Source organism: Paenarthrobacter sp. AB444 (assembly GCF_028736865.1).
GTDB lineage: Bacteria > Actinomycetota > Actinomycetes > Actinomycetales > Micrococcaceae > Arthrobacter > Arthrobacter nicotinovorans_B.
Genome location: NZ_JAQZBY010000001.1, coordinates 703,829 through 730,507 on the forward strand (window position 1 = coordinate 703,829; position 26,679 = coordinate 730,507).

Annotated in this window: 25 protein-coding genes; 7 read left to right on the plus strand and 18 right to left on the minus strand. The window is 64.0% G+C overall.

The window, feature by feature from the left end; all coding sequences use genetic code 11:
* Nucleotides 1-7: 7 nt before the first annotated feature.
* From PQ627_RS03200 to PQ627_RS03235, 8 genes are all read right to left on the minus strand, one after another.
* A complete protein-coding gene (locus PQ627_RS03200; protein WP_274258294.1) occupies nucleotides 8-742 on the minus strand; it encodes a lysophospholipid acyltransferase family protein in 735 nt (244 codons plus the stop codon).
* Nucleotides 732-1,445: a (d)CMP kinase gene (gene cmk / locus PQ627_RS03205; RefSeq protein WP_144662601.1), complete on the minus strand. Its 714-nt coding sequence runs from the start codon at nucleotides 1,443-1,445 to the stop codon at nucleotides 732-734. The genes PQ627_RS03200 and cmk overlap by 11 nt, the downstream gene beginning before the upstream one ends.
* Nucleotides 1,445-2,551, minus strand: coding sequence for a prephenate dehydrogenase (locus PQ627_RS03210; protein ID WP_274258295.1), 1,107 nt, complete (start codon nucleotides 2,549-2,551; stop codon nucleotides 1,445-1,447). Before PQ627_RS03210 ends, cmk begins: the two co-directional genes overlap by 1 nt.
* 3 nt (nucleotides 2,552-2,554) lie before the next feature.
* Nucleotides 2,555-3,760: a pseudouridine synthase gene (locus tag PQ627_RS03215; protein WP_274258296.1), complete on the minus strand. Its 1,206-nt coding sequence runs from the start codon at nucleotides 3,758-3,760 to the stop codon at nucleotides 2,555-2,557.
* Nucleotides 3,761-3,910: 150 nt separating this feature from the next.
* Nucleotides 3,911-4,567 carry an SMC-Scp complex subunit ScpB gene (scpB, locus tag PQ627_RS03220; protein ID WP_274258297.1) on the minus strand — a complete coding sequence of 219 codons (657 nt, stop codon included), beginning with the start codon at nucleotides 4,565-4,567 and terminating at the stop codon, nucleotides 3,911-3,913.
* Entirely contained in the window at nucleotides 4,560-5,444 is an 885-nt protein-coding gene (locus tag PQ627_RS03225; protein ID WP_274258298.1) for a segregation and condensation protein A, read from the minus strand. Before PQ627_RS03225 ends, scpB begins: the two co-directional genes overlap by 8 nt.
* A 6-nt stretch (nucleotides 5,445-5,450) precedes the next feature.
* Nucleotides 5,451-6,350: a ParA family protein gene (locus PQ627_RS03230; RefSeq protein WP_144662635.1), complete on the minus strand. Its 900-nt coding sequence runs from the start codon at nucleotides 6,348-6,350 to the stop codon at nucleotides 5,451-5,453.
* A 253-nt stretch (nucleotides 6,351-6,603) separates the two neighbouring features.
* The gene (locus tag PQ627_RS03235) at nucleotides 6,604-7,950 is read right to left on the minus strand and encodes a cation:dicarboxylate symporter family transporter (RefSeq protein WP_144662606.1); all 1,347 of its coding nucleotides are present in this window, start codon (nucleotides 7,948-7,950) and stop codon (nucleotides 6,604-6,606) included.
* 138 nt (nucleotides 7,951-8,088) lie between these two features.
* Here PQ627_RS03235 and PQ627_RS03240 point away from each other — a divergent pair, with 138 nt between their 5' ends.
* From PQ627_RS03240 to PQ627_RS03265, 6 genes are all read left to right on the plus strand, one after another.
* On the plus strand, nucleotides 8,089-9,735 hold the full coding sequence (locus PQ627_RS03240) for a sensor histidine kinase (RefSeq protein ID WP_274258348.1): 1,647 nt from the start codon (nucleotides 8,089-8,091) through the stop codon (nucleotides 9,733-9,735).
* A complete protein-coding gene (locus tag PQ627_RS03245; protein ID WP_274258299.1) occupies nucleotides 9,732-10,445 on the plus strand; it encodes a response regulator in 714 nt (237 codons plus the stop codon). The genes PQ627_RS03240 and PQ627_RS03245 overlap by 4 nt, the downstream gene beginning before the upstream one ends.
* 75 nt (nucleotides 10,446-10,520) lie before the next feature.
* Nucleotides 10,521-11,159 (plus strand): GntR family transcriptional regulator, encoded by a 639-nt coding sequence (locus PQ627_RS03250; RefSeq protein WP_274258300.1) that lies wholly within the window; start codon nucleotides 10,521-10,523, stop codon nucleotides 11,157-11,159.
* A 10-nt stretch (nucleotides 11,160-11,169) separates the two neighbouring features.
* A complete protein-coding gene (locus tag PQ627_RS03255; protein ID WP_274258301.1) occupies nucleotides 11,170-12,690 on the plus strand; it encodes an MmgE/PrpD family protein in 1,521 nt (506 codons plus the stop codon).
* On the plus strand, nucleotides 12,691-13,596 hold the full coding sequence (gene prpB, locus PQ627_RS03260; RefSeq protein ID WP_274258302.1) for a methylisocitrate lyase: 906 nt from the start codon (nucleotides 12,691-12,693) through the stop codon (nucleotides 13,594-13,596).
* 77 nt (nucleotides 13,597-13,673) lie between these two features.
* On the plus strand, nucleotides 13,674-14,813 hold the full coding sequence (locus PQ627_RS03265; RefSeq protein ID WP_274258303.1) for a bifunctional 2-methylcitrate synthase/citrate synthase: 1,140 nt from the start codon (nucleotides 13,674-13,676) through the stop codon (nucleotides 14,811-14,813).
* Nucleotides 14,814-14,882: 69 nt separating this feature from the next.
* Here PQ627_RS03265 and PQ627_RS03270 read toward each other — a convergent pair whose 3' ends face one another.
* Nucleotides 14,883-15,380 (minus strand): 8-oxo-dGTP diphosphatase, encoded by a 498-nt coding sequence (locus tag PQ627_RS03270; RefSeq protein WP_274258304.1) that lies wholly within the window; start codon nucleotides 15,378-15,380, stop codon nucleotides 14,883-14,885.
* A 57-nt stretch (nucleotides 15,381-15,437) separates the two neighbouring features.
* Here PQ627_RS03270 and PQ627_RS03275 point away from each other — a divergent pair, with 57 nt between their 5' ends.
* Complete coding sequence (locus tag PQ627_RS03275) at nucleotides 15,438-16,142, plus strand: hypothetical protein (protein WP_274258305.1); 705 nt, start codon at nucleotides 15,438-15,440, stop codon at nucleotides 16,140-16,142.
* A 16-nt stretch (nucleotides 16,143-16,158) separates the two neighbouring features.
* On the opposite strand, the gene xerD is transcribed toward PQ627_RS03275, so the two are convergent.
* The 9 genes from xerD to PQ627_RS03320 form a co-directional block, all read right to left on the minus strand.
* Nucleotides 16,159-17,148: a site-specific tyrosine recombinase XerD gene (xerD, locus tag PQ627_RS03280; protein WP_274258306.1), complete on the minus strand. Its 990-nt coding sequence runs from the start codon at nucleotides 17,146-17,148 to the stop codon at nucleotides 16,159-16,161.
* Complete coding sequence (locus tag PQ627_RS03285) at nucleotides 17,121-17,783, minus strand: NUDIX domain-containing protein (RefSeq protein WP_274258307.1); 663 nt, start codon at nucleotides 17,781-17,783, stop codon at nucleotides 17,121-17,123. Before PQ627_RS03285 ends, xerD begins: the two co-directional genes overlap by 28 nt.
* 29 nt (nucleotides 17,784-17,812) lie before the next feature.
* The gene (locus PQ627_RS03290) at nucleotides 17,813-19,558 is read right to left on the minus strand and encodes a CTP synthase (RefSeq protein ID WP_144662616.1); all 1,746 of its coding nucleotides are present in this window, start codon (nucleotides 19,556-19,558) and stop codon (nucleotides 17,813-17,815) included.
* A gap of 144 nt (nucleotides 19,559-19,702) precedes the next feature.
* On the minus strand, nucleotides 19,703-21,442 hold the full coding sequence (recN, locus tag PQ627_RS03295; protein ID WP_274258308.1) for a DNA repair protein RecN: 1,740 nt from the start codon (nucleotides 21,440-21,442) through the stop codon (nucleotides 19,703-19,705).
* Between the two features lie 3 nt (nucleotides 21,443-21,445).
* Nucleotides 21,446-22,477: an NAD kinase gene (locus PQ627_RS03300; RefSeq protein WP_144662618.1), complete on the minus strand. Its 1,032-nt coding sequence runs from the start codon at nucleotides 22,475-22,477 to the stop codon at nucleotides 21,446-21,448.
* A 13-nt stretch (nucleotides 22,478-22,490) separates the two neighbouring features.
* The gene (locus PQ627_RS03305; RefSeq protein WP_274258309.1) at nucleotides 22,491-23,303 is read right to left on the minus strand and encodes a TlyA family RNA methyltransferase; all 813 of its coding nucleotides are present in this window, start codon (nucleotides 23,301-23,303) and stop codon (nucleotides 22,491-22,493) included.
* Nucleotides 23,304-23,306: 3 nt separating this feature from the next.
* Nucleotides 23,307-23,552 (minus strand): hypothetical protein, encoded by a 246-nt coding sequence (locus PQ627_RS03310; protein WP_274258310.1) that lies wholly within the window; start codon nucleotides 23,550-23,552, stop codon nucleotides 23,307-23,309.
* 9 nt (nucleotides 23,553-23,561) lie between these two features.
* Nucleotides 23,562-24,548 (minus strand): HAD-IIA family hydrolase, encoded by a 987-nt coding sequence (locus tag PQ627_RS03315; protein WP_274258311.1) that lies wholly within the window; start codon nucleotides 24,546-24,548, stop codon nucleotides 23,562-23,564.
* A complete protein-coding gene (locus tag PQ627_RS03320) occupies nucleotides 24,541-26,358 on the minus strand; it encodes a hypothetical protein (RefSeq protein WP_274258312.1) in 1,818 nt (605 codons plus the stop codon). The genes PQ627_RS03315 and PQ627_RS03320 overlap by 8 nt, the downstream gene beginning before the upstream one ends.
* Nucleotides 26,359-26,679 lie beyond the last annotated feature (321 nt).

The window sequence follows — 26,679 nt, forward strand, 5'->3', positions numbered from 1 at the left end:
ACTTTCCTTAGTGGTGGTCTGCCGGCGTCCCGGCTACTTCTGATGGGCGGTGCTGCCGGGTGGGCGTCGCGGGCACAGGCTCCGCGGGTAGGGCCTGGCCCGTGGCCCGGATGGCGTCCTGGACGTGTCCGGCCAGGGCTTCGCGGATTTCCGCGGCCGCCCTGTCCATTGAAACACGCCCCGGTTCGCCCTTCCGGCGCTTCACCGTGATGGGTTCGCCGAAGCTGACATGGAGCTTGCGGCGTAGTTTGGGGATATGGTCGCGGTGCTCGTCCCCCTGCCGGGTTCCGAGGATCGCGACCGGAATGACTGTGGCTCCGGAGTTGATGGCGAGCCAGGCAACACCGTTGCTGATGCTTTCCGCGGCACCGCTCCCCCGGGTTCCTTCAGGAAGAATCCCGACGCAACGGCCGTCGTCGAGCAATTGCTTGCCGATGTGCAGGGCAGTGCGGTCACCGGTCCGGTCCACTGGAATCTGTCCCGAGCCCGTGAGGACCTTGCCCAGGAAGCCCGTAAACATCTCTTTCTTGACCAGGATGTGCATGGGCCGCGGCGCGGCCCCGAACATCACGGGACCGTCCAGGAAACTGATGTGGTTCGCGGCGAAAACCACCGGACCCGCTGCGGGTACGTTGCTCTTGCCCGACACCACGGTCCGGTAGAGGACGTGGTCCAGGATCCACCCCACCGGGCGGCTCCACAGGCGCGTCCATGCGGCCGGCAGCTGGGTTTCAGTCGCCATAGATGACCTTGCTGACGATCGCCAGGGCGGTGTCCACCGTTTCCTCGAAATCGAGGTCCGAGGAATCGAGGGTTACCACGCCATCGGCGGCCTGGGTGAAGTTCACCACCGTGGAGTCCTTGGCGTCGCGCTGGATCACCTGGGCAGCAAGCTGTTCCTTGCTCTGGGTGCCGCCCAACTGGATACCACGACGCCGGAGCCTGGCTTCCTCGCTGGCGGTCAGGAGCATGCGGACCTCGGCATTGGGCGCGACGACGGTGGTGATGTCGCGTCCTTCGACCACCATGCGGTGGTGGTGCTGGTCAATCAGCTCGCGCTGGCGGCGGATCAGTTCGGTACGTGCCCCGAGCGTGGTGGCCACGGCACTGACGGACGAGGAAATCAGGGGTTCCCGGATCTCGTCGGTGATGTCCGTTCCATCCACGGCCACGTATTCCTTGGCAGCGCTGGTGCTGACCTCCAAGGGTATGGTCTTGGACGCGTGCTCCACAGCAGCGCCGTCGTGGAGGTCCACTCCGGTCTTCAGGCAGTACCACGTCAAGGCCCGGTACATTGCTCCCGTGTCCAAGTAGGCCAGCTTCAAGCGCCGGGCAACTTCCTTGCTGACACTCGATTTTCCAGAGCCTGAAGGGCCGTCGATCGCGATCACCAAGGGCTTGCCGGGGCGTGCGACCGTCTCGGGGCCGAAGAATTCACGTGTCATTACTGGAGTACCCGCCATCCACGGTCAGTCAAAGCTTCAACAAGGAGGTCATGCTTGCTGGGAAGCACGGAAAGCTCCACCATGCCCACGTTCTGTCCCGACGAATGGTCGAGCCGCAGGTCTTCGAGGTTCACACCGATCTCGCCGATCTCCGTGAGCAGCTGCGCGATTTGCCCGGGCTTGTCGTCCACCAGGATAGTGAGCCACGAGTAAGCCTGCGGCGGACCGCCGTGTTTGCCCGGGATTCTGGCCTGGCCGGCATTGCCTTCACTGATCAGCTGGGCAAGGTCCAGCCTTGCACCCGGTGCCGACGGCGCTTCCAGCGTGCCGATGAGGCGGTTCAGGTCCTCACGGACACCGTGCAGGATGGACACTACTTTGTCTGCGTTGCCGCCGAGGATCTGCACCCAAAGGGTGGGATCACTGGCGGCGATGCGGGTAGTGTCCCGGAGGCCGTTGCCTGCCAGCGAAAGAGCATGCAACGGCGTACCCTGCAGCCGGCTGGCCAACAGCGATGACATGATTTGGGGCAAGTGCGAGACCAAGGCAACAGCTTCATCGTGCTCGTCCGCGGTGAACTGGGAAACCATCGCCCCGAGGTCTCCGGCCAGCGAACGGGCCACCTGGGCGGCAGCATCCGAGGTCTCCTCCGCAGGGCAAATGACCCACGGCATGGACGTGAAGAGTTCACCCCTGGCCGCGACCGGCCCGGACTTCTCCCGCCCTGCCATGGGGTGAGTCCCCACGTACCGGGCGAGGTCCACTCCACGCTCGCGCAATTGGGCCAGGATTGTCGCTTTGACGCTGGCAATGTCGACCACGACGGCGGCCGGGTAGTCGGACAAGGCCTTCTGCACGACGTCGGCCGTTACGTCCGGCGGGGCAGCAACGACTACCAGCTGGGGTTCTTCGCCCAACTCCGCCAACGGGCGGCCCGCACCAATGTCCACTGCGACGGCTTGGTTGGTGGGCGAGGGGTCGAACAGAAAGACCGGAACCCCGCGGCCGCGCAGTCCGAGGCCGATGCTGGCACCCAGCAGGCCTGTGCCGAGAACGACGACCGGGCCATCAAGGTGGCCCCGGCCGTGCGTACCGAATGCAGACATGCCCTAGAGCCCCACAGATGCCAAGAGGTGCCCGACTTCCTGCCTGCCGAGGTTGCGGATGCTTCCCTGGCGCTGGTCACCCAGGCCAATGGGGCCAACCTTGACGCGGACAAGCCGTTCAACCGGGAACCCGACGGCGTCGAACATGCGGCGCACGATCCTGTTTTTACCCGAGTGCAGGACAACCTCGATCAGGACGTGGCCAGGGGTGGAATCGACCAGGCGGAAGGAGTCAACGGCTGCCACGCCGTCTTCCAGCTCGACGCCGCTCTTCAGCTTGGCGCCTACGCCCTGCGGGAACGGGCCACGGACCTGGACCAGGTACGTCTTGGGTACCTCGTAGGACGGATGCGTCAAACGGTTGGCGAGTTCGCCGTCGTTCGTCAGCAGCAGCAGTCCCTCGGTGGCGACGTCAAGGCGTCCGACGTGGAACAGGCGTTCGCCCTTGTTTTTGTTGTTCTTGAGGAAGTCGCTGATGCACGGGCGGCCTTCGGGGTCCTCCATGGTGGAAACGACGCCCTTGGGCTTGTTGAACACCATGTAGACCAGGGTCTCGTCCAGCTGGATCCGGATGCCATCAACGTGGATCACGGCAGCGGTTGGATCCACCCGCATTCCGAGCTCCGTGGTGACAACACCGTCCACCTCAACGCGGCCTTCGAGGATCATTTCTTCGCACACACGGCGGGAAGCAACGCCGGCCTGGGCCATGACCTTCTGCAGGCGCACGCCGTCGGCGTCGTGAAGTTCGGACTGCGGAACGTCCTGGCGCGGCCCGCGGCTGCGTGACGGCTTCCGGACAGGGCCGAGGTTCTGGCCGAAACGCTCGCTGCCGAAGGCCTTTGATCCGAACTGCTTGGCTTGCTTCGGCTTGGGCTTCAGGGCGCCGGGCGTACCCGGAGCCTTGCCGAAGCCTGGCTTGTTGGAACCCGGCTTGCGGAACGGCTTGGCAGAACGTGCCGCCTGGCCGCGGTTGTAGTCGTCGGCCGTTGTGGGGTTGTCGGGATCGAAGGGCGCGGCTTCGCGGGGCTTCGACGCTTTGAAGGGGCGCCCCTCCCCCTGGGTGAAGTTACGCTTGCCGGCGCCGGCGCTGCGGCCGGAAAAACCGCCGCCGCTGGAGCGGCCTGTACCGCCCTGGCCTGCATTGCGTCCGGAGCTGTTGCGTCCCGAACCGTTACGTGGTGAACTCTGGCGTCCCGCCTGTGTCATGACCCGTCCTTGTGTAGTGATGGCCGGCATTCCGTGCTTCAATCAACACTAGCCAGCCGGGCAGACATCGTCTGCCCCTTGTCGCTGTGCACCTTGAAGGTGCCCTTAATCAGTATGAAGTTGTATCGAACAGCCTGCTGGAGCACGCGGCTACATCCGGCTGGCGTCGTAATACTCGTCAATTCCTTCCAGGCCTGGAAGGTGCGGCGAGAGCTGTGGCAGTTCAGCCACCGATCCAATGCCCATGCGTTCGAGGAAATACGAGGTGGTCCGGTACAGGACAGCCCCGGATTCGGGGTCCGTTCCGGAGTCCTCGATCAAACCCCTCTGGGTGAGGGTCCTGACCACAGAATCGACATTGACACCGCGAATGGCGGAAACCCGGGCCCTGGAGACCGGTTGCCGGTAAGCAATGACCGCCAGGGTTTCAAGCGCCGCCTGGGTAAGCCTGGTGGTTTGCCCTTCGAGGACGAACCTTCCCACGATGTCGGCGAAATCCGACCGTGAATAGATCCGCCACCCGCCGGCGACGTTCCGCAATTCAAAACCCCGGGGTGCAGTGCTGGAACCGGCAAAGCCGACAGCATCCACGTCCGGGGCTTTAACAGTATAGCCGCTATACTCCCGCTGCAGCTCATGCAGCAAATCCTCGACGACGGCGACGGTAACGTTAAGCCCGGCGGCCAGCTCTTCGGACGTGGCGGGCTGGTCAATGACCATGAGGACTGCTTCCAAGGCAGCCCGGGCACCGCCAGGCAGCTCTTCCAGCTCCGCAAGCCCGTCCCGGGCTCCTGGTTCTTCATTCATTAATGCCAGCCTCGTATTCTTCGCTCAGGCTTGAGCTGTCCCACCCAGCGTCTTCGCCCGTCCAACGCACCATCAACTCACCCAGTGGCTCGGGCTGTTCGAACGCCACTACCCGGTCCCGGAACATTTCCAGCAGGGCCAGGAACCGTGCCACCACCACCAACGTGGTTCCGGCATCTGCGGTCAATGCCTGGAAGGACAGGGGCGCTCCGAGCCTCAGCCGGTGTCCCATGATTCCTGCCTGCTCCTTGACGCTGACAGGTGGGGCGTGAAGGTGGCCCAGGCCCACTTCGGCAGGAGGCTCGTCTTTGGGCTTGAGCGCTTTCGCCGCCAGCTCACCGAATTGCTCGGGCGTGTGCCGCCACACGAGCTCGGGAAGCATCGCTGCGAAGTGTGCTTCAAGGGCCACTTGCCTCGGGTATCTCCGGCCTTCCTGTTCCAGGGTTTCGCCCATGATTGCGGCGACTTGCTTGAACGCTTTGTACTGCAGGAGGCGGGCGAACAGGAGGTCCCTTGCCTCCAGGAGCGCTATGTCCTCGGCGTCCTCCACCTCTCCAGCGGGCAAGAGGCGGGCAGCCTTCAGGTCAAGCAACGTCGCGGCAATCACCAGGAATTCGCTGGCCTCATCGAGGGCCCAATCCTCCCCCAGTTCCTGGAGGCGGCGGATGTATTTGATGAACTCATCGGTGACGGTGGCCAACGCCACTTCGGTGATGTCCAGCTTGTGCTTGGAAATCAGGCCAAGAAGGAGGTCGAACGGGCCGGTGAAGTTGGCCAGCCGGACCTCAAAGCCCGCTTTGGGCGCCTCGGAGGTTCCGGCGTCGGGCGTTTCCGCCCCGGCTGCCGCGTCACGAGCCGGGGCAACAGACAGTCCCACGGTCCGCTAGGGCGCGCCGCCGCGCGAGATGAGTTCCTTGGCCAGACGGCGGTAGGCATCGGCACCGATGTGGTTGCCCGCGTAGCTGGTGATCGGCTCCGCGGCGACCGTGGCGTCCGCGAACTTGATGGAGCGCTTGATCACTGTCTCGAATACCTTGTCACCGAAAGCTTCCACCAGGCGGGAGATGACTTCGCGGCTGTGGAGGGTCCGGGCGTCGTACATGGTGGCCAGGACGCCATCGACCTGCAGGCGCGGGTTCAGTCGGTCCTGGACTTTCTCGATGGTTTCCACCAGCAGGGCCACGGCACGCAGGGCGAAGAACTCGCAGATCAACGGGATGATGACGCCATGGGCTGCCGTGAGCGCATTGACGGTCAACAGGCCCAACGACGGCTGGCAGTCAATGAGGACGACGTCGTAATCGTCTTCGACGTTCTTGAGCGCGCGATCCAGGACCTGCTCCCGGGCGACCTCGTTGACGAGCTGCACTTCGGCCGCCGAGAGGTCGATGTTGGCAGGAAGGAGATCCACGCCTTCGACTCCGGTTTGCTGGATGGCATCGCGGATGTTCACCTTGCGGTCCATCAGGACGTTGTAGACGGTGAGGTCGAGTTCGTGCGGGTTGGCCCCAAGCCCTGCCGACAAAGCACCCTGCGGATCGAAGTCCACCAGCAGGACACGGCGGCCATACTCTGCGAGCGCAGCCGCGAGGTTGATGGTGGACGTTGTCTTACCGACACCACCTTTTTGGTTGACCATGGCGATGACCCGCGCCGGACCATGGGAGGCGAGCGGGGCAGGTTCCGGGAATTCGCGGTGGGGGCGGCCCGTGGGCCCCATGACGGCGTCTTCCAGATCGAGCCCAGCGCCTTCCAGCGTAGCTGTTCCCCGTTCGATGCTCACGTATCTAACCACTCTTTCGACGACGATCTTCCCTGCCACTGCGCCCCCGGGCTGCAGCATTACTACTCCTTCAGGCTACAGGTCCCGACACGGTTATTCGGGGAACTTGACATTGTCCCTTGTTTGAGCCTTGACCCTCTAGTTGAGGTCGAAGGTTCCGCCACGTTCTTGTGCCTGAAAATAAAACGGCGAAGGCCGGCACCCTGGGAGGTGCCGGCCTTCGCCGCGGAAGGAGACTGTGATGCAGGCGTCGCTAGACGGTCGCCTTCGCACGGGTTTCAGTCTCGACGTCGGCCTCCGGCTCGCTGCCGTGGGCGATCATCGTCTGCTCGTCGAACGGCTCGCTTCCGGACAGGACGCGCTCGACCTGGCCGTTGTCGATTTCCTTGACCCAGGTACCGATGAGCACCGTGGCCACGGCGTTGCCGGTGAAGTTGGTCAGGGCCCGGGCTTCGGACATGAAGCGGTCGATTCCCACGATCATGCCCACGCCACCGAGGAGTTCGGGCTTGTGTGCCTGGAGGCCGGCGGCGAGGGTGGCCAGTCCGGCACCTGTGACGCCTGCGGCACCCTTGGAGGCGATGATCATGAAGACCAGCAGGGAGATCTGCGCACCCAGGTCCAGCGGAGTGCCCATGGCGTTGGCGACGAACAGGGAAGCCATGGTCAGGTAGATGGCTGTGCCGTCCAGGTTGAAGGAGTAGCCCGTGGGGACGGTGACGCCTACTACCGGCTTGGAGACACCCAGGTGTTCCATCTTGGCGATCAGGCGCGGAAGTGCTGCCTCAGAGGAGGACGTGGAGAAGATCAGGAGGTACTCGCGGGCCAGGTACTTCATGAGGCGGAAGATGTTGACGCCGGCCACCGCGCGGAGCAGGGTTCCGAGGATCACCACGATGAAGAGTGCACATGTGATGTAGAAGGCCACCATCAGGGTGAACATGCTCAGGATTGCCTGGGCGCCCGTTGCACCCACGACGGCGGCGATGGCACCGAAGGCACCGACAGGGGCGAGCCACATGATCATGATCAGAATGCGGAAGACCAGGCGCTGGCCATGGCCGATGGCGTTGAGGATGGGCTGGCCCTGCTTGCCCATCTTCTGCAGGGCGAATCCGACCAGGATGGCTGCGAGCAGCGTGGGCAGGACGGGGATGTCGCCCGGGATGATGCCGAGGAGGAAGTCAACGGTGCTGTCCGTGGCCGCCTTCTTGTTGGGATCGTAAGGGGTCAGCTTCAGGCCTTCACCGGGGTGGATGAGGTTGCCGACCACCAGGCCGATGGCGAGCGCGAAGGTTGACATGGCCACGAAGTAGCCGAGGGCCAGGCCGCCGACCTTGCCGACGGTCGCGGCCTTTGCGATGGAACCGATGCCCAGCACGATCGTGCAGAAGATCACCGGGGCGATCATCATCTTGATGAGCTTGATGAAACCGTCCCCCAACGGTTTGAGCGACTTTCCGACCTCCGGGAACAAGAGTCCGACGACAGCGCCGAGTACTACGGCCAGGATGACCGCGATGTACAGGTAGTGCGACTTGTCGAGTCCCTTGCGTCCACTTTTTGCAGCTACTGCCGACTCTCCTCTTTGAGAGGTCATGGGATTCTCCTTCTGGATACTGTGTAAGGCGCTGCGGTCCTGCACTGATGTCCACTCCGCTGCCCTTGTGTGATATCCATCATTGAGCCGTGGGTGACATACATCACCGTTGCGGTCATATTGGTCATGGAGGTCCTTGTGTTTCACAGCTGGAGCATTGCCCGCCGATTGTTTGTGGCAAACCTGCTGTTCGTCCTGGTGATGACGGCGGTCTTCGGGACCTTTTCCGTCGTGGAGGCCAGGAACAGGGCTTACGACAATGCGGGCGGGCGAATGCAGGCCCTTGCCGCCTCGATCGCCAACAACCCGCTGGTGCCTGACGCTGCCGCCACCGCCAACCCCTCGGAAGTCCTGCAGCCCTACGCCCTGAAGGTCATGCACGATGCTGACGCGGACTTCATTACGATCATGGCCCCGGACCGCACACGGTGGACGCATCCCAGGACTGAGGAACTGGGCAAGCCCTACATCGGCACCATCGAGCCTGCGCTGCGGGGAGAGACCTTTACGGAAGTCACGGCCGGAACATTGGGCCCGTCCGTCCGAACCATCGCCCCGGTCAGGGCGGCAGATGGTTCAATTAAGGCTTTGGTCGCCGCCGGAGTCACGGTCCGTACGGTGGATACCGATGTGGCTGACCGGCTGGGCGTCATTGGGAGCATCGCCTTGGTGGTGTTGGCTTTTGGGTCTTTCGCTGCGTGGTTGCTGGGACGCTACCTGCGTTCGGTGACCCGCGGCTGGGGACCGGAGCAACTGGCGCAATTGTTCGCCTACTACGAATCCGTTCTGCACTCGGTGCGCGAAGGAGTGATTCTCATCGACACCCGGGGCAAGGCCGTGATGTACAACGACCAGGCGGCCGAGCTGCTGGGGTTGGAGCCCTCCGACGCCGACAGGTCGCCGGAGGCCGCCCCGAAGCTGGCGGAGCTTCCGTTCGATGGCAGCCTTCGGACGCTCTTCGAATCAGGCCGGCCCGCGCATGACGAGATCCACCTCACGGGTTCCCGGATTTTGGTGGTCAACCAGGCCCCGGCCATCGGCCCGGTTCCCGCCCGCGGCCGGCAGAAACCGGCGGTCTACGGCACCGTGGCGACCATCAGGGACCGGACGGAAATCGAGTCCCTGGGGACCGAACTGCAGACGATGAAAACGCTCTCGGACGCCCTCCGCGCCCAGACCCATGAGCACGCCAACCGCCTGCATATGATCGTTTCCTTGTTGGAGTTGGGCCGAACCCCGCAGGCCCTGGACTTCGCCACCAAGGACCTGGAACTGAGCCAGCAACTCACTGATGACATGGTGGCGTCCGTGGACGAACCGGTCATGAGCGCGTTGGTCATGGGCAAGGCGGCCGAAGCGCACGAGCGTGGTGTGGAACTGGTAGTCCGGACCGCCGGCAGCGGCGGTGTCCGGGGACTTGAGATCCAGGATCTCGTCACCATCCTGGGCAACCTGCTGGACAACGCGATCGACGCCGCGGCTGCCGGTGATTTCCCGCGGCAAGTGGAGTTGGAGGTCGACGCCGGTGCTGCCGCCGTCGAATTCACGGTCCGCGATTCGGGCGGCGGCATCGATCCGGCGTCGATCGATGACGTACTGCAGTACGGATTCAGCACGAAGTCCTCGGAAGGGACAGCGGGCGGCGCCCATGGTCGAGGTGTGGGTTTGGCCCTGGTGCGGCAGGCCGTCCAGCGACTCAACGGTACGATGACCATCAGCAATCCCGGAGGCGCACAGTTCCATGTTGTGCTGCCCGCGCCCGTTCCCGAGGAAGAGAAAGCATGACAGACATCCGCGTCCTGGTTGTTGAGGACGAGCCGATAGCATCGGATGCACACTCCATTTACGTTGGCCGCCTGGACGGATTCACCTTGGTGGGAACAGCACCGGACGGACAATCTGCACTACGAATTCTGGGCGAGTTCGCGGCCTCCGGCTCCCCGGTCGACCTGGTCCTTTTGGACATGAACCTTCCTGACCTGCACGGACTCGACGTCGCACGCCGGATGCGCTCTGCAGGTGTCTTTGCCGACATCATCGCAATCACTGCTGTCCGGGAACTGAACATCGTCCGCAGCGCTGTATCCATCGGCGTCGTGCAGTACCTCATCAAGCCCTTCACCTACGCAACGTTTGCCGACAAACTGCGCAGCTACAGGACTTTCCGGGAACAATTGGCCGGTTCCATGTCCGGGATCTCCAAAGCCGGAGCGTCGCAAAGCGATGTGGACCAAGCGTTCGCGAGCCTCCGCGCTCCGACGGAACTGCCCTTGCCCAAAGGCCTTTCCGGCTCGACGCTCGAAGCGGTGAAGGACCTGGTGCGCGCACGGCAGGAACCGGTGTCAGCCAGCGAAGTCATGGACGCCCTGGGCATGTCCAGGGTGACTGCCCGACGGTACCTGGAGTACCTTGCCGACGCCGGCACCGTCACCCGCGCGCCGCGCTACGGCACTCCCGGGCGGCCGGAGAACGAGTACGGCTGGAACCGTAACTGATTCCGTATGTATACATTCATCGGTCGCCTCTGAAAAAAGGTGGCCTTTGACGGGCTGGGTGTATACACTGAGGGCATGCGCGCCAGTGATCGGGCTTACACTGCCCTTCGTGAGGACATCCTGGAATGGCGCCTGCCGCCGGGTACGGTCCTCGCTGAAGTGGAACAGTCCGAACGGCTTGGAGTCTCGCGGACCCCGGTCCGGGAGGCACTGGGCCGGCTCACCGCTGAAGGCCTGACGGCGGCGGGCGGCCGAGGGGTCGTCGTCACCGATATCTCACTCGACAGCATCGACGAACTGTTCGAGCTTCGTGAAACCCTGGAAGTCCGGGCCGCGTCCTTGGCAGCACAACGCGGCGAGCCCGGGATTTTTGCGGACTTACAGGCGCAACTGTTGCAGGCGCCCGGACTGATCAGCGACGACGATCCTGCGCGCCATGAGTACTACGACCTCGTGGGCCGCCTCGACGAGGCCATCGACGCCGCAGTTTCCAACTCCTACCTCGCCAATGCCATGCGCGGCCTGCGGGTCCATCTGGTCCGCGTCCGCCGTATGGCCGCCGACGATTCAGCAAGGCTCCACGCGGCGGCCTCTGAGCATGCCGCCATCGCTGAGGCCATCGCTGCGGGCAATCCACGCCTGGCCGAAGCCGCCACAATGGTCCACCTGCACCGCAGCCTCACCCACCTCAAAGCCGCCCATACCCCTGCCTAGAAGGAGCACCATGGTCAAGAACAACCACGTCCGCGTCTACAAGAGCGAAGAAAACCTCCCCCGCGAGGAGCAGTTGGCCCACAAGATCGCCGAGGTCGCCGCCGACCCCGTCGCCGTGACGGCCGAGGTCACGGATATGGTGATCAACCGGATCATCGACAACGCCTCCGTGGCCATCGCCTCGTTGAACAGGGCGCCGATCGTTGCGGCCCGGGCCCAGGCCCTCACCCACGCCCCGAGCGCCAACGGCAAGGGCGCCTCGGTGTTCGGTATCAGCGAGCAGGTTTCCCCGGAATGGGCCGCGTGGGCGAACGGCGTGGCCGTGCGCGAACTGGACTACCACGACACCTTCCTGGCTGCGGACTACTCCCACCCGGGCGACAACATCCCGCCGATCCTGGCCGTCGCCCAGCACGTTGGCTCCAATGGTGCCGACCTGGTCCGGGCCATCGCTACCGGCTACGAGATCCAGGTAAACCTGGTCAAGGCGATCTGCCTGCACAAGCACAAGATCGACCACGTGGCCCACCTTGGTCCCTCGGCCGCCGCCGGCATCGGCACTCTTCTTGGCCTGGACGTCGAAACGATCTTCCAGTCCGTGGGCCAGGCCCTGCACACCACCACCGCCACCCGTCAGTCCCGCAAGGGCGAGATTTCCACCTGGAAGGCCCACGCCCCGGCGTTCGCAGGCAAGATGGCGGTCGAAGCCGTGGACCGGGCCATGCGCGGACAGACCTCCCCCGTGCCGATCTACGAAGGCGAAGACGGCGTCATCGCCTGGATGCTGGACGGTCCGGACGCCTCCTACGAAGTCCCGCTGCCCCTTCCGGGTGAAGCCAAGCGTGCGATCCTGGACACCTACACCAAGGAGCACTCAGCCGAGTACCAGGCACAGGCCTGGATCGACCTGGCGCGCAAACTCCACCGCGAACACCCCGAAACCACCGACCCGGCCAACGTGGCCTCAGTCCTGATCAAAACCAGCCACCACACCCACTACGTCATCGGTTCCGGCGCCAACGATCCCCAGAAGTACTCCCCCACCGCGTCCCGGGAAACCCTGGACCACTCCATCCCGTACATCTTCACCGTCGCCTTGCAGGACGGCGCCTGGCACCACGTGGACTCCTACGCTCCCGAACGCGCTGCCCGCCCGGACACCGTGGCACTCTGGCACAAGGTCACTACTGTGGAAGACCCGGAATGGACCCGCCGGTACCACTCACTGGACATCGCGGAGAAGGCCTTCGGCGGTTCCGTGGAAATCACGCTCACGGACGGCACCGTCATCAGCGACGAGATCGCCGTAGCCGACGCGCACCCCCTCGGTGCCCGCCCCTTCGCCCGCGAGCAGTACATCAACAAATTCCGTACGCTGGCCGCCGGCCTGGTTGAGGAAGCCGAAATCGAAAGGTTCCTCGCCGCCGTCGAACGCGTCACCGAACTTGGCGCCGGCGAACTGGACCAACTCAACATCACCGCCGCACCCGGCGTGATCGACCTCGCCGCGGCTCCGAAGGGACTGTTCTAGATGCTGTACTCCGCAGTCACTCCCGAACAGAAGAGGCTGAAGCTACGCGAATTGCTCAGTTCCGGGACCGTGCAGCAGTTCCCCGGCGCGTTCAATCCGCTCTCGGCACGGCTCATCGAGGAAAAGGGCTTCGCCGGGGTGTACATCTCGGGCGCAGTCCTGGCCAACGATCTTGGCTTGCCCGACATCGGCCTGACCACGCTCACTGAGGTGGCCACCCGCGCCGGGCAGATCGCCCGGATGACGGACCTGCCCTCCCTGGTGGACGCGGATACGGGTTTCGGCGAACCCATGAACGTCGCCCGCACCATCCAGGAACTCGAAAACGCGGGCCTGGCCGGCTGCCACATCGAGGACCAGTTCAACCCCAAGCGCTGCGGGCATCTGGACGGCAAGAACGTGGTCGACGTCGACACGGCAGCCAAGCGCATTCGTGCCGCGGCCGACGCCCGACGGGATCCGAACTTCCTCATCATGGCCCGGACCGACATCCGCGCCGTCGATGGAATCGAAGCCGCCCAGGACCGCGCGAGGGCGCTGGTCGACGCCGGGGCAGACGCCATCTTCCCGGAAGCCATGCGTGACTTGAGTGAGTTCCAGGCCATCCGCGACGCCGTGGATGTGCCGATCCTGGCCAACATGACAGAGTTCGGCAAAAGCGATCTCTTCACCGTGGACCAGCTCCAAGGTGTCGGAGTGAACATGGTCATCTACCCTGTCACGCTTCTCCGCATTGCCATGGGCGCTGCAGAGCGTACTCTGGAATCGATCAAGGCTGAGGGGACCCAGGAAGCGCACGTGGCCAAGATGCTCACGCGTGCGCGCCTCTACGAACTCGTGGACTACGAGGCATACAACCAATTCGATACCGGCGTTTTCAACTTCCAGGTTCCTGGCGTCCGCTAGGTTCCGCATTCATCAAGGGGAACGCGGGTCCGCCGGATATTCCAGGCGCTCCCGCACTACGAACGAAGGAGTTCAACATGGCAGATGTTGACATCAAAAAGGGCCTTGCCGGAGTCGTGGTGGACTACACCGCCGTCTCGAAGGTCAATCCGGACACCAACTCCCTGCTGTACCGCGGATACCCGGTCCAGGAACTGGCCGCCAAATGCAGTTTCGAAGAAGTTGCCTACCTGCTGTGGAATGGGGAACTGCCCGACGGGAACCAGCTGGCCGAGTTCACGGCCCGCGAGCGCGCCGGCCGTGCCCTGGACCCGGTGGTCAAGCAAGTAATTGATGCCTTGCCCACCACCGCCCACCCCATGGACGTCTGCCGCACCGCAGCGTCCGTGCATGGTGCCCGGCACGAACTGGCCGAGGATTCCTCGCCTGAGGCGAACATGAAGAAGGCCATCGACCTATGGGCAGCCATGCCCGCCGTGGTGGCATACGACCAGCGGCGCCGCCGGGACCAGGAGCCTGTGGAACCGCGCGACGACCTGGGCTACTCTGCGAATTTCCTGTGGATGACATTCGGCGAAGAACCGGTGGACGAGGTGGTGGAGGCCTTCAACGTCTCGATGATCCTGTACGCCGAGCACTCGTTCAACGCCTCGACCTTCACAGCCCGGGTCGTCACGTCCACGCTTGCAGACCTGCACTCCGCAGTCACAGCCGCCATCGGCGCCCTCAAGGGTCCGTTGCACGGTGGCGCCAACGAGGCCGTCATGCACACCTTCGACGAGATCGGTATCCGCACCGAAGAGTCACTCGAAGACGCGGCCTCGCGGGCGAAGACCTGGATGGAAGACGCACTGGCCCAGAAGAAGAAAGTCATGGGCTTCGGGCACCGCGTCTACAAGCATGGCGATTCCCGGGTTCCCACCATGAAGGCGGCCCTGGACAAGATGATTGCCCACTACGGGCGACCGGAACTCCTTGGCCTCTACAACGGCTTGGAGCAGGCCATGGACGAGGCCAAGGCCATCAAGCCGAACCTTGACTACCCTGCAGGGCCCACGTACCACCTCATGGGCTTCGACACGCAGACCTTCACCCCGCTGTTCGTCGCCAGCCGCATCACCGGTTGGACGGCCCACATCATGGAGCAAGTGGCCTCGAACTCACTGATCCGGCCGTTGAGCGAATACAACGGCCCGGAGGAGCGGCACGTGCCCTAAGGCCTCGTCCACCGAAAACCACGACGACGGTCCGGTCACCGAACAGGCGACCGGACCGTCGTCGTTTCCTTACCGCCCGGGTTCCACCCACTCCACCGTATGGACGTCCGCCACGCTCTCGTTGTCCGCGGCCAGGTCCACCCGTACGGCAATTCGCCGGCCGGAGATCATGGCCGGCAACCAGTGCTCGGCATCGGCCCACATCCGGTCCACGGGCAGCTGGTGAACGGGGAACCACGCAGGCGCGATTTCCTCGCTTTCGGACGGTTCCCCGATCCACGAACGCGTCAGGAAGACCGTAGTGGCCATATTCCATTCGGGCCTGGCCGGAAACACGAAGTCGACGGTGCCCGCGGGGACCAGGTCAGCTTCCTGCACAACCACGTTGATTTCCTCCATCACCTCGCGGCACGCCGCTTCAAGGGCGGTCTCCCCCGCCTCCAGATGTCCGCCCACGCCCACCACCTTGCCCCGCCCGAACCCGGTCTTCTTGGTTCCGAGAAGGACGTCTTCGCCGTCGGAGCCGTCACGGAGGAGGAAGCACAAGGTCACGTGGGCTGCTGTCATGCTGCTTACCTTAACCCGATCTCCCCTGCCGCGCCCCGCCATTGCTACAGTGACCCCATGAGCGAAGCCGGGGGTGACGCGGGCGCCAGTGTGGCAGCTCCCGCCAAGAGCACTAAAGATCAGGACAGTTGGCTGCCGCGATGGCTTGTATCGCATCCGCTCTACGCGGGATGGGCCTGGACCCTGCTGTGGGCGGGCCTCATCGTCCTTGACGAAGTGGTCGATGTGGCCGGATGGACCTGGTACTTGCTGGTCCTGATGGCGGCGCTGCCCACCCTGATTTCCACCCTGTTGGTGTTGCACGCGACGCCACGAAGCCACCTCCGTGCGGTTGACGCGACGGTGTTGGGCCACTTCTTTGTTCGTTTCCTGGCCCTGGTGGCCGCATTCATGGTGTGGGCGGCTTCGGTTGTGATGAGCGCGTCCATCTCCACCACGGTCCAGTCGGTGGTCGGTGATTCCGAAAAGGAAGTCACCGCCCTGGGCTTCAACCTCATGGTGGCGGCCGTACCCTTGGTGCTCTCCGTTTTGTGGATGGCTTTCATTGTGCGTTGTGCGTGGTTCCTGCGGCGTTTGCGCGGCTGGCGCCAAGTGCCGGTCAAAACACGCGTCCCGAAAAAGTTCCTGCGTGCCCGGCCACGGCTCAAACGCGTGGTGGTGGGCCTGGCGCACCCTGGACTCTTGCTGGTGGCCGGCTTGGGAACGTCGCTGCTGGCGGTGTCCGTGGACGCGGTCGAATTGACCTTGAACGTTCTGGACTAGCTCTGAGAAGCGGCGACTAGCCCAACGCCCGGGGATGGGCTGCCGCATAAACCTCACGCAGGGTGTCGGCGGTTACCAGCGTGTACACCTGGGTGGTGGTCACAGAGGCGTGACCAAGCAGTTCCTGCACTACCCTGACGTCCGCTCCACCTTCGAGCAAGTGGGTGGCGAAGGAATGCCTCAGGGTGTGTGGTGAGACATCCTTGGTGATATTCGCCCGCTCCGCGGCCGTCTTCAGAATGGTCCAGGCGCTCTGCCTGCTGATGCGGCCGCCGCGGGCGTTGAGGAACAGCGCAGGCGTTCCCTTCCCTTTGGACGCCAACAGGGGGCGGCCCCGCACCACATAAGACCCGACGGCGCGTGCACCATAGGAGCCCAGCGGCACCAACCGTTCCTTGGACCCTTTTCCGAACAGCCTGACGATCGCCGGTCCGGCTCCCGTATCAGCCAAGGAAACGTCGTCCACATCCAAGCCCACGGCCTCGCTGATGCGGGCGCCGGTGGAGTAGAGGAACTCAAGCAGGGCCCGGTCCCGCAGTCCCGTGGCAGTATCCGAACCCGCAGCTTCCAGGATGCGTGTCACTTCACCTACGCTGATGGCTTTCGGAAGCCGCTTGCCCGGCATGGGCGGGTGGACATCGCTGGCGGGGTCCGCCGTCGTCGTCCCTTCCAACGCCCAAAACTTGTGGAGTCCGCGGACGGCAACAACAGTGCGCGCCGCCGAGCGGACGCCCAGGGCCGCACCGCCGTCGGACCCATCGGACAAGGCTTGGACAAAGTCCGTCACATGGTGCCGTGTAATGTCCCCGGGCTGCTCGGCACCCTGGGCCGCCAGGAAGGTGGCATAGCGTGCCAGGTCGCGGCGGTACGCTGCCAAGGTGTTGGCCGCGAGGCCCCGTTCGACCCCTACGTGCTGCAGGTAGTCGGTTACGGCACGGTCAATTCCGTTGGGCGGCCGGGTCGCGGCCTCTGCCACGCTCAGCGCTGGCTCGGGTGAGCCGGCCACGGCGCGTTCGCAGGGCGGAGACTGGTGAAGCCATCGGCCTTGGCAGCTGCGGCCGCCAGGATGCCGAGGACTGCGGAGGGGTTGTGCAGACGGCCTTCCAGAACTGACTTGACGGCTTCTTCGAGCGGGACCCAGTGAAGTTCGATCTCCGCCTCTTCGTCCGTGCGGACATGGCGGTCAGCTTCGGGAACATCCTTGAGCCCACGGGCAAGGTAGATACGGACGGCCTCGCTGGAGGAACCGGGCGAATTGAAGAAGTCCACCAGGACATTCCACGTGGCTGCCACAAGGTCAGCTTCCTCGGCGAGCTCCCGGGCCGCGCCGACGACGAAGTCCTCGCCCTCCACGTCCAGCAGACCAGCGGGAATCTCCCACAGGTCCATGCCAACGGGGTGGCGGTACTGCTTCAGCAACAGGATTTCCCCGTCAACGTTCATGGGGAGCACGGCTACCGCGCCAGGGTGGTCAATGTAGTCACGCACCAGGGTGTCCGTGCCTTCACTGAGCTGGAACGAGTCGCTGACAACGTCCCAGATCCGGCCTTCGTACACCTTGCTGGTAGACAAAAGACGGCGCGGGCTCGGCATGTCCGAAACCTGCCTTGATGTGCGGGGGGTTTCAGAAATACCGGGCATCGCGCCGTCCTTCCTTAGTGCTTGCGTTCTTACTTCGCTGCTACCGTGCGGGCACCGGTCTTGGTAGCCACCGGGCTGCCTTCACGGCGTTCCAGGGCAGCCTTGACCAAACCTGCGAACAGCGGGTGCGGGCGCGTGGGGCGGGAGCTGAGCTCCGGGTGCGCCTGCGTTGCCACGTAGTACGGGTGGACTTCGCGCGGAAGCTCCACGAACTCCACCAGCTTGCCGTCAGGAGAGGTACCCGAGAAGACCAGGCCCTCGGCTGCGATCTGCTCGCGGTACTTGTTGTTGACCTCGTAACGGTGGCGGTGACGCTCGCTGACCGTGGTGGTGCCGTAGGTTTCGGCGATGACCGAACCCTCGTCGAGCTTGGCTTCGTAGAGGCCCAGGCGCATGGTGCCGCCCAGGTCTCCCTTGCCCTCAACGATCTCCAGCTGCTCTTCCATGGTGGCGATGACAGGGTACTTGGAGTCCGGCTCGAACTCGCTGGAGGAAGCGCCTTCCAAGCCAACGACGTTGCGGGCGTACTCGATCACCATGCACTGCAGGCCAAGGCACAGGCCAAGGACGGGGAGCTTGGATTCACGGGCAAACTTCAAAGCGCCCAGCTTGCCTTCGAGGCCACGGATACCGAAGCCACCGGGAACACAGATGGCGTCGACGCCGGACAGGGACTTCTTGGCCCCTTCCAGGGTTTCGCACTCATCCGAGGGGACCCAGCGGATCTTGACCTTGGCCTCGTTGGCGAAGCCGCCTGCACGAAGGGCCTCAGTCACGGAGAGGTATGCGTCCGGAAGGTCGATGTACTTGCCCACCAGGGCAATCTCAACATGGTGCTTCGGGTTGTGGACGGCTTCAAGCAGCTTGTCCCATTTGGTCCAGTCGACATCCTTGAACGGCAGATCCAATGCACGCACGATGTAGGAGTCCAGGCCCTGGGAATGCAGGGTCTTGGGAATGTCGTAGATGCTGGGTGCGTCGGCTGCGTTGACCACGGCGTCGATGTCGACGTCGCACATGCGGCCGATCTTCTCGCGCATGGCCTCAGGCACTTCGCGGTCCGAACGGATCACGATGGCCTCAGGCTGGATACCGATCGAGCGCAGCGCAGCCACGGAGTGCTGGGTCGGCTTGGTCTTCAGTTCCTGGGAAGGACCGATGTACGGAACCAAGGAAACGTGCAGGAAGAAGACGTTGTTGCGGCCGACGTCCTGACGGACCTGGCGAGCCGATTCGAGGAACGGCTGGGACTCGATGTCACCTACGGTGCCGCCGATTTCAGTGATGATGACGTCCGGCGCGTTCTTGCCTTCGGCGGGCAGACGCATGCGGCGCTTGATTTCATCGGTGATGTGCGGGATGACCTGCACGGTGTCACCGAGGTATTCGCCGCGGCGTTCCTTGGCGATGACGGTGGAGTACACCTGGCCCGTTGTCACGTTGGCCGAACCTTCGAGGTTCTCATCGAGGAATCGTTCGTAGTGTCCGATGTCGAGGTCGGTTTCGGCGCCGTCATCCGTCACGAATACTTCACCGTGCTGGAAGGGGTTCATCGTGCCCGGATCCACGTTCAGATATGGATCGAGCTTCTGCATAGTTACAGACAGACCGCGTGCCCGCAGGAGATGGCCGAGGCTGGAAGCCGTCAGACCCTTACCGAGCGAGGACGCCACACCACCGGTGACGAAGATGTGTTTGGTCGTCTTGGACGAGCCCGGGAACCGGGAATTTACACGGGAATTTGATCGCTGCACCACGGAATTCGAGCTTATCATCAATTACGCCTTCCAAGCGTCCTGTTCGGATTCCCCAAATGGTCAATAGTTGCCCAGGACCGCGATCCAATCAAGAGCATGGCGGCCAAAAAGCATTGATGTGATGGTGCTCCCATTTTCACCTTCCGCCTCACAGCGCCAGGTTCAGGCCCGCTGGGGCAGGAGCTTAGCGTCGTCAAGCAACTCCTGCGCGTGGGCCTGGGCGGATTCCGAGTCCTCCTGCCCTGCCAGCATGCGTGCCAGTTCCTTGACGCGTTCGTCCTCGCTGAGCAGCTGCACATCGCTGGAGGTGAAACCCGTGGCCGTCTTCCCGTCGGTACCGCGCACCGATGTCTTGGTGACACGGATGTGCTGATCGGCGAACGCAGCAACCTGGGGCAAGTGGGTGACCACCAGCACCTGGACGTGGCGTGCCAGCATGGCCAGGCGACGTCCGATTTCGACGGCGGCACGCCCGCCCACACCGGCGTCCACTTCGTCGAAGACAAACGTGGGAACCGGATCCACCGCAGCAAGGACAACTTCGATGGCAAGCATGACCCTGGACAGTTCACCTCCCGAAGCTCCCTTGCCCAGGGGGCGCGCGGGAGCGCCGGAGTGCGGCTGGAGGAGGAAGGCAATCTCGTCGGTCCCCCACGGCCCCAGGACATCGCTGCTTTCCACCTCAATCACCAAGGTGGCATCAGCCATGGCCAAGGCCTTCAGCTCGGCACTGACGCGCCCTGACAGGTCCTTGGCCGCCTTTGAACGCGCCTTGCTGATGGCCGCGGCCAGTTTGCGCAGCGTCACCTCCGTAGAGGCCACCTCGGCGTCCAAGGATTCGATCCGGCTCGAATCGTCCTGCAGTTCATCCAGCCTTTTCCGCGCCGTGGCCGCCCACTCCAGGACCTCGTCAATGCTGGGAGCGTACTTGCGGATGAGCTTGGCGAGGGCAGCCCTGCGCTCCTCGATTTCGGACAGCCGTTCCGGGCCTTCGGTGTCCAGCGCGGCCTGGTAGCTGGAGAGCTCAGCAGCAATGTCGTTGAGGAGGAACCCCACTTCAGCCAACCTGGCCGCAGCGGCTCCGAGGGTTTCATCGTGCTCGGCCACATGCTCAAGCGTCCTCTTCGCTGCGTCCACCATGGACGTGGCATCGCCGGATTCGCCGAATTCCTCGGCGATCAGGGACTCATGCGCCGACGCCGCGGCAATCCGCAGTTCCTCGACATTGGCGAGTTTGACCGCTTCCGCCTTGAGGGTCTCGTCCTCGCCCGGCTGGGGATCGATCTCATCGATCTCCGTCAAGGCGGCGTCCAGCGACTCTGCCTCACGCAGCCGCTCGCGTGCCTCAGTCCGCAGGGTCTCAAGTTCGGTTTGGATCGCCTTCCAATGCCGGTAAAGATCCTGGTACTCCCCCAGCGACTTGGCCAAGGTTCCCCCTGCGAAGCGATCCAGTGCGTGACGCTGTGCAGCGGCGCCTTTCAAACGGATCTGGTCCGTCTGTCCGTGAACCACCACGAGGCTCTCGCCCAGTTCTGCAAGGACACCTACCGGTGCGGTTCTGCCACCGACGTAAGCACGGCTGCGGCCGTCCGCGCCGACGGTACGGGCAAGCAAGAGCTCCGCTACGCCGTCGTACTCTTCGGCGTCGCCGCCTGCTTCGCGGGTGCGTTCCACTGCGCTGTGGGCGGGATCAAGCTTCAGAACCGCCTCGGCAGACGCGGACTTGGCACCGTTGCGCACGGCACCGGCGTCCGAACGGGCACCCAGGAGAAGCCCGACGGCGGTGACCACCATGGTCTTGCCGGCGCCGGTTTCGCCGGTGACGACGCTAAGGCCCGGGCCCAAGGGCAGGGCGGCGTCGGTGATGACGCCGAGGTCACGGATTCGGAGTTCTTCAAGCATGCTTCACTTCGCATTCGTGGGATCGGAGGGGTCACCGTCCCGGGGAGCATTGACATCCCGCGGGCTCGGCAAAGGCGCCGGTGACAGGGTTCTGATGACCGGGATGGGACCCGTGTGGACTTCGCCCCGGCGTGGTGCCGGGCCGCGCCATCCGTGGATGGGGAGTTCGAATTTGCGGACCAGCCTGGCTGAGAACGGGGTCTTGTGGGTCCGGGCGAGCCGCACCGGTGTTGCGGAGCGGGTCACCTCCACCCGCGCACCGGGAGGCAGATCCACTGACCGCCGGCCGTCGCACCAAAGAACGCCTTGGGCATCGGTCCGGTTCATGATTTCGACCGCAAGCTTGGAGCGCGGAGAAACCACCAAAGGCTTGGCAAAGAGCGCATGCGCGCTGATGGGGACTATCACCAGGGCCTCAACCTCAGGCCACACCACGGGTCCACCCGACGAAAAAGCGTAGGCCGTGGACCCCGTAGGCGTAGCCATCACCACGCCATCGCAGCCGAAGGAGGTCAACGGACGTTCATCGACTTCGGTGACGACCTCCAGCATCCGTTCCCGGTTGGCTTTCTCGATGGCGGCCTCGTTCAACGCCCACGTGTGCCAGATCTTCTGGCCCTTTATCCACACCTGGACGTCGATGGTCATGCGTTCTTCCACCGTGTATTGGCGGCTCGCGATCCACTCCACCGTCTGGGCGAGGTCGGCCCGCTCGCTCTCGGCCAGGAAGCCAACGTGGCCCAAATTGACTCCGAGCAGCGGTACATCGACCTCGCGGACCAGTTCCGCAGCACGCAGGATAGTGCCGTCACCGCCGAGGACCATGACCAGTTCCACGTCCTCGAGGCTGACGTGGTCGTTCAAAATCTCAATGGGAGTGTCCAAAGCACCGAAAAAACGTTCGATATCGGCAAGTTCAGACTTCTGCAGCACAGGAACCAAACCTGACGAGTGCAATTGCGTACAGGCATCCCATGCAGCGCGGAGCGATTCCTCCCGCCCAGTGTGGGCAAGGACAAGTACACGCCTGCTCATCGGGTTCTGCTTTCTAGTGGTTCGGCCAGAGGTTCTTCAACAAGGCAGCTACGTGCTGGTCCCGCTCTTCGATCTTAGGCAACGCGGCCGACATCCTGCGCGTCATCCACAGGAAGTATTCAACATTTCCGTCCTGGCCAGGCAGCGGGCTGGCAGCCAGGCCCCGAAGATCCAGCCCCGATTCAACCGCGGCATGGGCAACCTGGGCAACCGCCCGGCGTCGTTCATTCTCGGAGGAAACCACGCCGCTCCGGCTCAACCGCTCCTTGCCAACCTCGAACTGTGGCTTGACCATCAGCAGCAGATCCCCGCCGGGTTCCGTGCAGGCCGCCAGGGGTTCCAGCACCAAAGTCAGCGAGATGAAGGACAAGTCCGCCACCGTGAGCCGGGCCGGGCCGCCGATCTGTTCCGGAGTCATATACCGGACGTTGAGCCCTTCGTGGACGTCAACCCTGGGATCCTCCCGAAGCTGGGGAACCAGCTGTCCGTGACCAACATCCACGGCCACAACGCCCGCCGCGCCCTGCCGGAGCAGCACGTCGGTAAAACCGCCCGTGGAGGCACCGGCGTCGAGGCACCGCTTGCCGGAAACCACGACGGCGGGAAAGGCCTCGAGCGCGCCAGCCAGCTTATGACCGGCGCGGCTGACGTAGATATCCTCCAGGTGGGCCTGGACGGTCAGCTCAGTGCCGCCATCGACCTGGAGCGCCGCTTTCGCCAGGACCGACCCGCTGGAGGAAACCTTGCCGTCGCTGATCAGTTTCGCGGCATGGGTCCGGGACCTCGCCAACCCTCGGGTGACCAGTTCCTGATCGAGTCGTGCCATGGATCAGTTGTTGCCTTCCGGACGTTGGGGGCTGGATTGGATCGTTGGGAGTCCCGGTTCGGAATCCAGGGCTTCGAGCAACGAATCATGGATCCGCGTGTACAGCTCCCCGTGGTCCTCCAAGGGAACGTCGGGGACACTGTCCAGGACGCCCAGAGCCTTGTCCACCAGGGCATCGCCTGTGGCGTGGGCGGGCTCAGGCCACTCCACCGAGTTGTCGTCCGGCTCAGGCGCGGGAATTTCGGTCATCGCACCAGTCTAGTGAGTACGCCATTCCACCTGCGGGGCCTTCGCTTCCGCAGCATCGGGAACGGCAGCCCACCATGCGGCGCATGCCGCACGCCAGGCGTCGAGGTCATCCTCATGCCCGATCACAGTCACAGTGCCGTCCGCAGCGGAAGCCGAAGCAGCACCGCAACGGAACGTGCCGCCGTCGTCCGTGATGGCCGGATAAGGGGCGTACAGTCCCTCCAGGTCCGCGAGCAGGAAGTCGGGGCGTTCATCGGTGCGCGCAGCCAGGATGGTACTGGTGGTATCAACGCCCGTGAGCACGGCCGCCGTCGCGAATCCTGCGCGGTTGCCACCGAGAATGTCCGTGTCGAGGCGGTCACCGATTACCAGCGGCCGTTCGGCCTTAAGACGCTTGGCGGCAGCGTGGAAGAGGGGCGCCTCCGGCTTCCCGGCGACGAGGGGGGTCTTTCCGGTGGCTGCAGCCACGGCTGCCACCAGCGTCCCGTTGCCCGGCGCGATGCCACGTGCCTGCGGAATGGACATGTCAGTGTTGGTGGCAAACCACATGGCACCTCCCGCGACCACATACGAGGCTTCCGCCAGATCCTTCCAGCCGATCTCAGGATTGAATCCCTGAACGACTGCAACAGGGGTCTCAGCCGCGCTGTGGACAGGCTTGAGCCCCACAAGTTCGATCTCGTGGGCCAAGGCCGCACTGCCCGTGATCAGCACATGCGCTCCCGCAGGCAGCATGGACGCAAGGAGCTCCCCCGCGGCCTGCGACGAACTCACCACTTGATGGTCCTCTGCCGGCGCACCCAGCTCACGCAGATGCGCGGCGACCTGGGCAGGTGTCCTGGAAGCGTTGTTGGTGACGTACCCCAGGCCAACGCCTACGCTTTCGAGGCGTTGCAACGACTCCACGGCCCCCGGGATGGCGTGCGGTCCCGCGTACACCACGCCATCAAGGTCGGAGAGGACGGCATCAAAGGAAGAGATCAGGGAATCAGCCATGCTGGGAGTCAGTGCCCTCGTTACCTGCTTCTGCTTCGTCGGACTCATCGTCGTCCTCGGCAGAATCGATATCAGACTCAGCGTCATCGGACTCGAAGTAGTCCGACTCGGCGTCATCGAGTTCAACCTCGTCATGGGCCACGTCAGCCGCGGCAGCTTCCGCGATGACCGTTTCGGCTTCAGGCTGCACGACGTCGGTCTCCGGGGCCGGCTTCTGGAAGCGCGGCTTACGCGCGGCTTCTTCTTCCTGCTCGTCCCAGCCGAGGTCAAGAATTTCAGGTTCAGCGAAGTCCCCGACGCCCAGCGCGTTCTCAGCGACCACGGCCTGGCGGGCCCACTTGTCGGCCTCTTCCGTCCGCCCAACAGCGTTCAATGCCTCGGCGTAAGCGCGGAAGAGGCGGGGGCTGTAGGAGAAAGCACGGTTGATATCCAGTTGCGGGATCTCGAGCTCGCTGACAGCAGCATCGAGCTGGTCAAGGTCCGCACGGGCACCGGAAGCCACGATCGCCAGCTCCACCTTGCCCGGGGCATCGAGATCCTGGGCTTCAGGCGAACGCACCATGTCCAAAGCCCGGTCCGGGCGGCCCAGGCCACGCTCGCAGTCGGCCATGACCGGCAAGTGGACGTTGGATCCACTGATGCGGCGGTAGGTCCGGAACTCACGCAGTGCCTCGCCATAGTGGCCGGCAGCGTAGGCCGTGAGACCCACTGCCTCGCGGACCGCGGAGAGACGGCCTCCACGACGACTGGCAGCCAAAGCGTGCTGGAACGCCAGTTCGGGTTCAATGTCGATCAGGCGGCCAGCCATGACCAGGTGCTTGGCAACCCAGCCGGCGCTCTGCTCTTCAAGGGTCTTGATCTGGTGGCCCGTGGCACGGTCCAGTTCCTTACCTGTGACATCCTCGTCAATCTCGGGAGAACGTTCGCGGTCGGGACGGTTCGAGCTGCGGATGTCCTTGGCGTTGGGAACGCGGGTAGGGCGTTCTTCCCAGGAGTTGCCGCGGTCATTGCTGAACGAGCGGCGCTCACCATCACGTGCCGGACGATCACCGCGTTCACCGAAAGGCTTGCGATCGTTGTTGAAGGGCCTGCGGTCGTTGCTGTCACGGCGGGGGCCATCGAAGTTCCGCGGACCACGCTCGGGACGGTCACCGAACGGCCTACGGTCACCGCGGTCACTGCGGTCATTGCGGTCATTGCTGAACGAGCGGCGCTCACCATCACGTGCACCGCGATCGCCGAAAGGCTTACGGTCGTTGTTGAAGGGCCTGCGGTCGTTGCTGTCACGGCGGGGGCCATCGAAGTTCCGCGGACCACGCTCGGGACGGTCACCGAAAGGCCTACGGTCATTGCGGTCACCACGGTCACTGCCGAACGAGCGGCGCTCACCATCACGTGCCGGACGATCACCACGGTCACCGAAAGGCTTACGGTCGTTGTTGAAGGGCCTACGGTCATTGCGGTCACCACGGTCACTGCCGAACGAGCGGCGCTCACCATCACGTGCCGGACGATCACCACGGTCACCGAAAGGCTTGCGATCGTTGTTGTCGCGGCGAGGGCCGTCGAAGTTACGGGCGCCCCGCTCGGGACGGTCACCGAAAGGCTTGCGATCGCCGCGGTCACTGCCGAACGAGCGGCGCTCACCGTCGCGGGAGGGACGATCATTGCCATCCCGGTTTTCCCTGGAACGGAATCCCCTGGGGTCCCCTCCGGAATTGTTGTTGGCGCGGAACGAACCGCGGCCGTCCCTGTTGCCGCCAAAGTTTCCGCGATTGCCGCCGCGATTGCCGCCGTTGTGCTCAGCCATGGTGGATTCCTCCTGTTGCGAGCCGACCACTGGCGCGTGCGTAGTCGCTCATAACCCTTATTTCGTTGTCACGCCGCCGGCAGCACTGAACTACCGACTCGTATGTCTTATGCAATTCTATTCGACGCCACCAGAGCCACTGAACCCGGGAAGCTGCTTTCGGGCATCCCGTGGCAAGTCTCACAAGGACCTGGGCCCCATGCTCGTTCGCATCGAGGACTTGTTGTTAAAGACCAAAGGCCCCAACCGTCGTGGTTGGGGCCTTTTTGCTGGTGCGTTGTGGTGTTAATGTGGGAGACCCCCCAACCCGGTGTGGGTTGG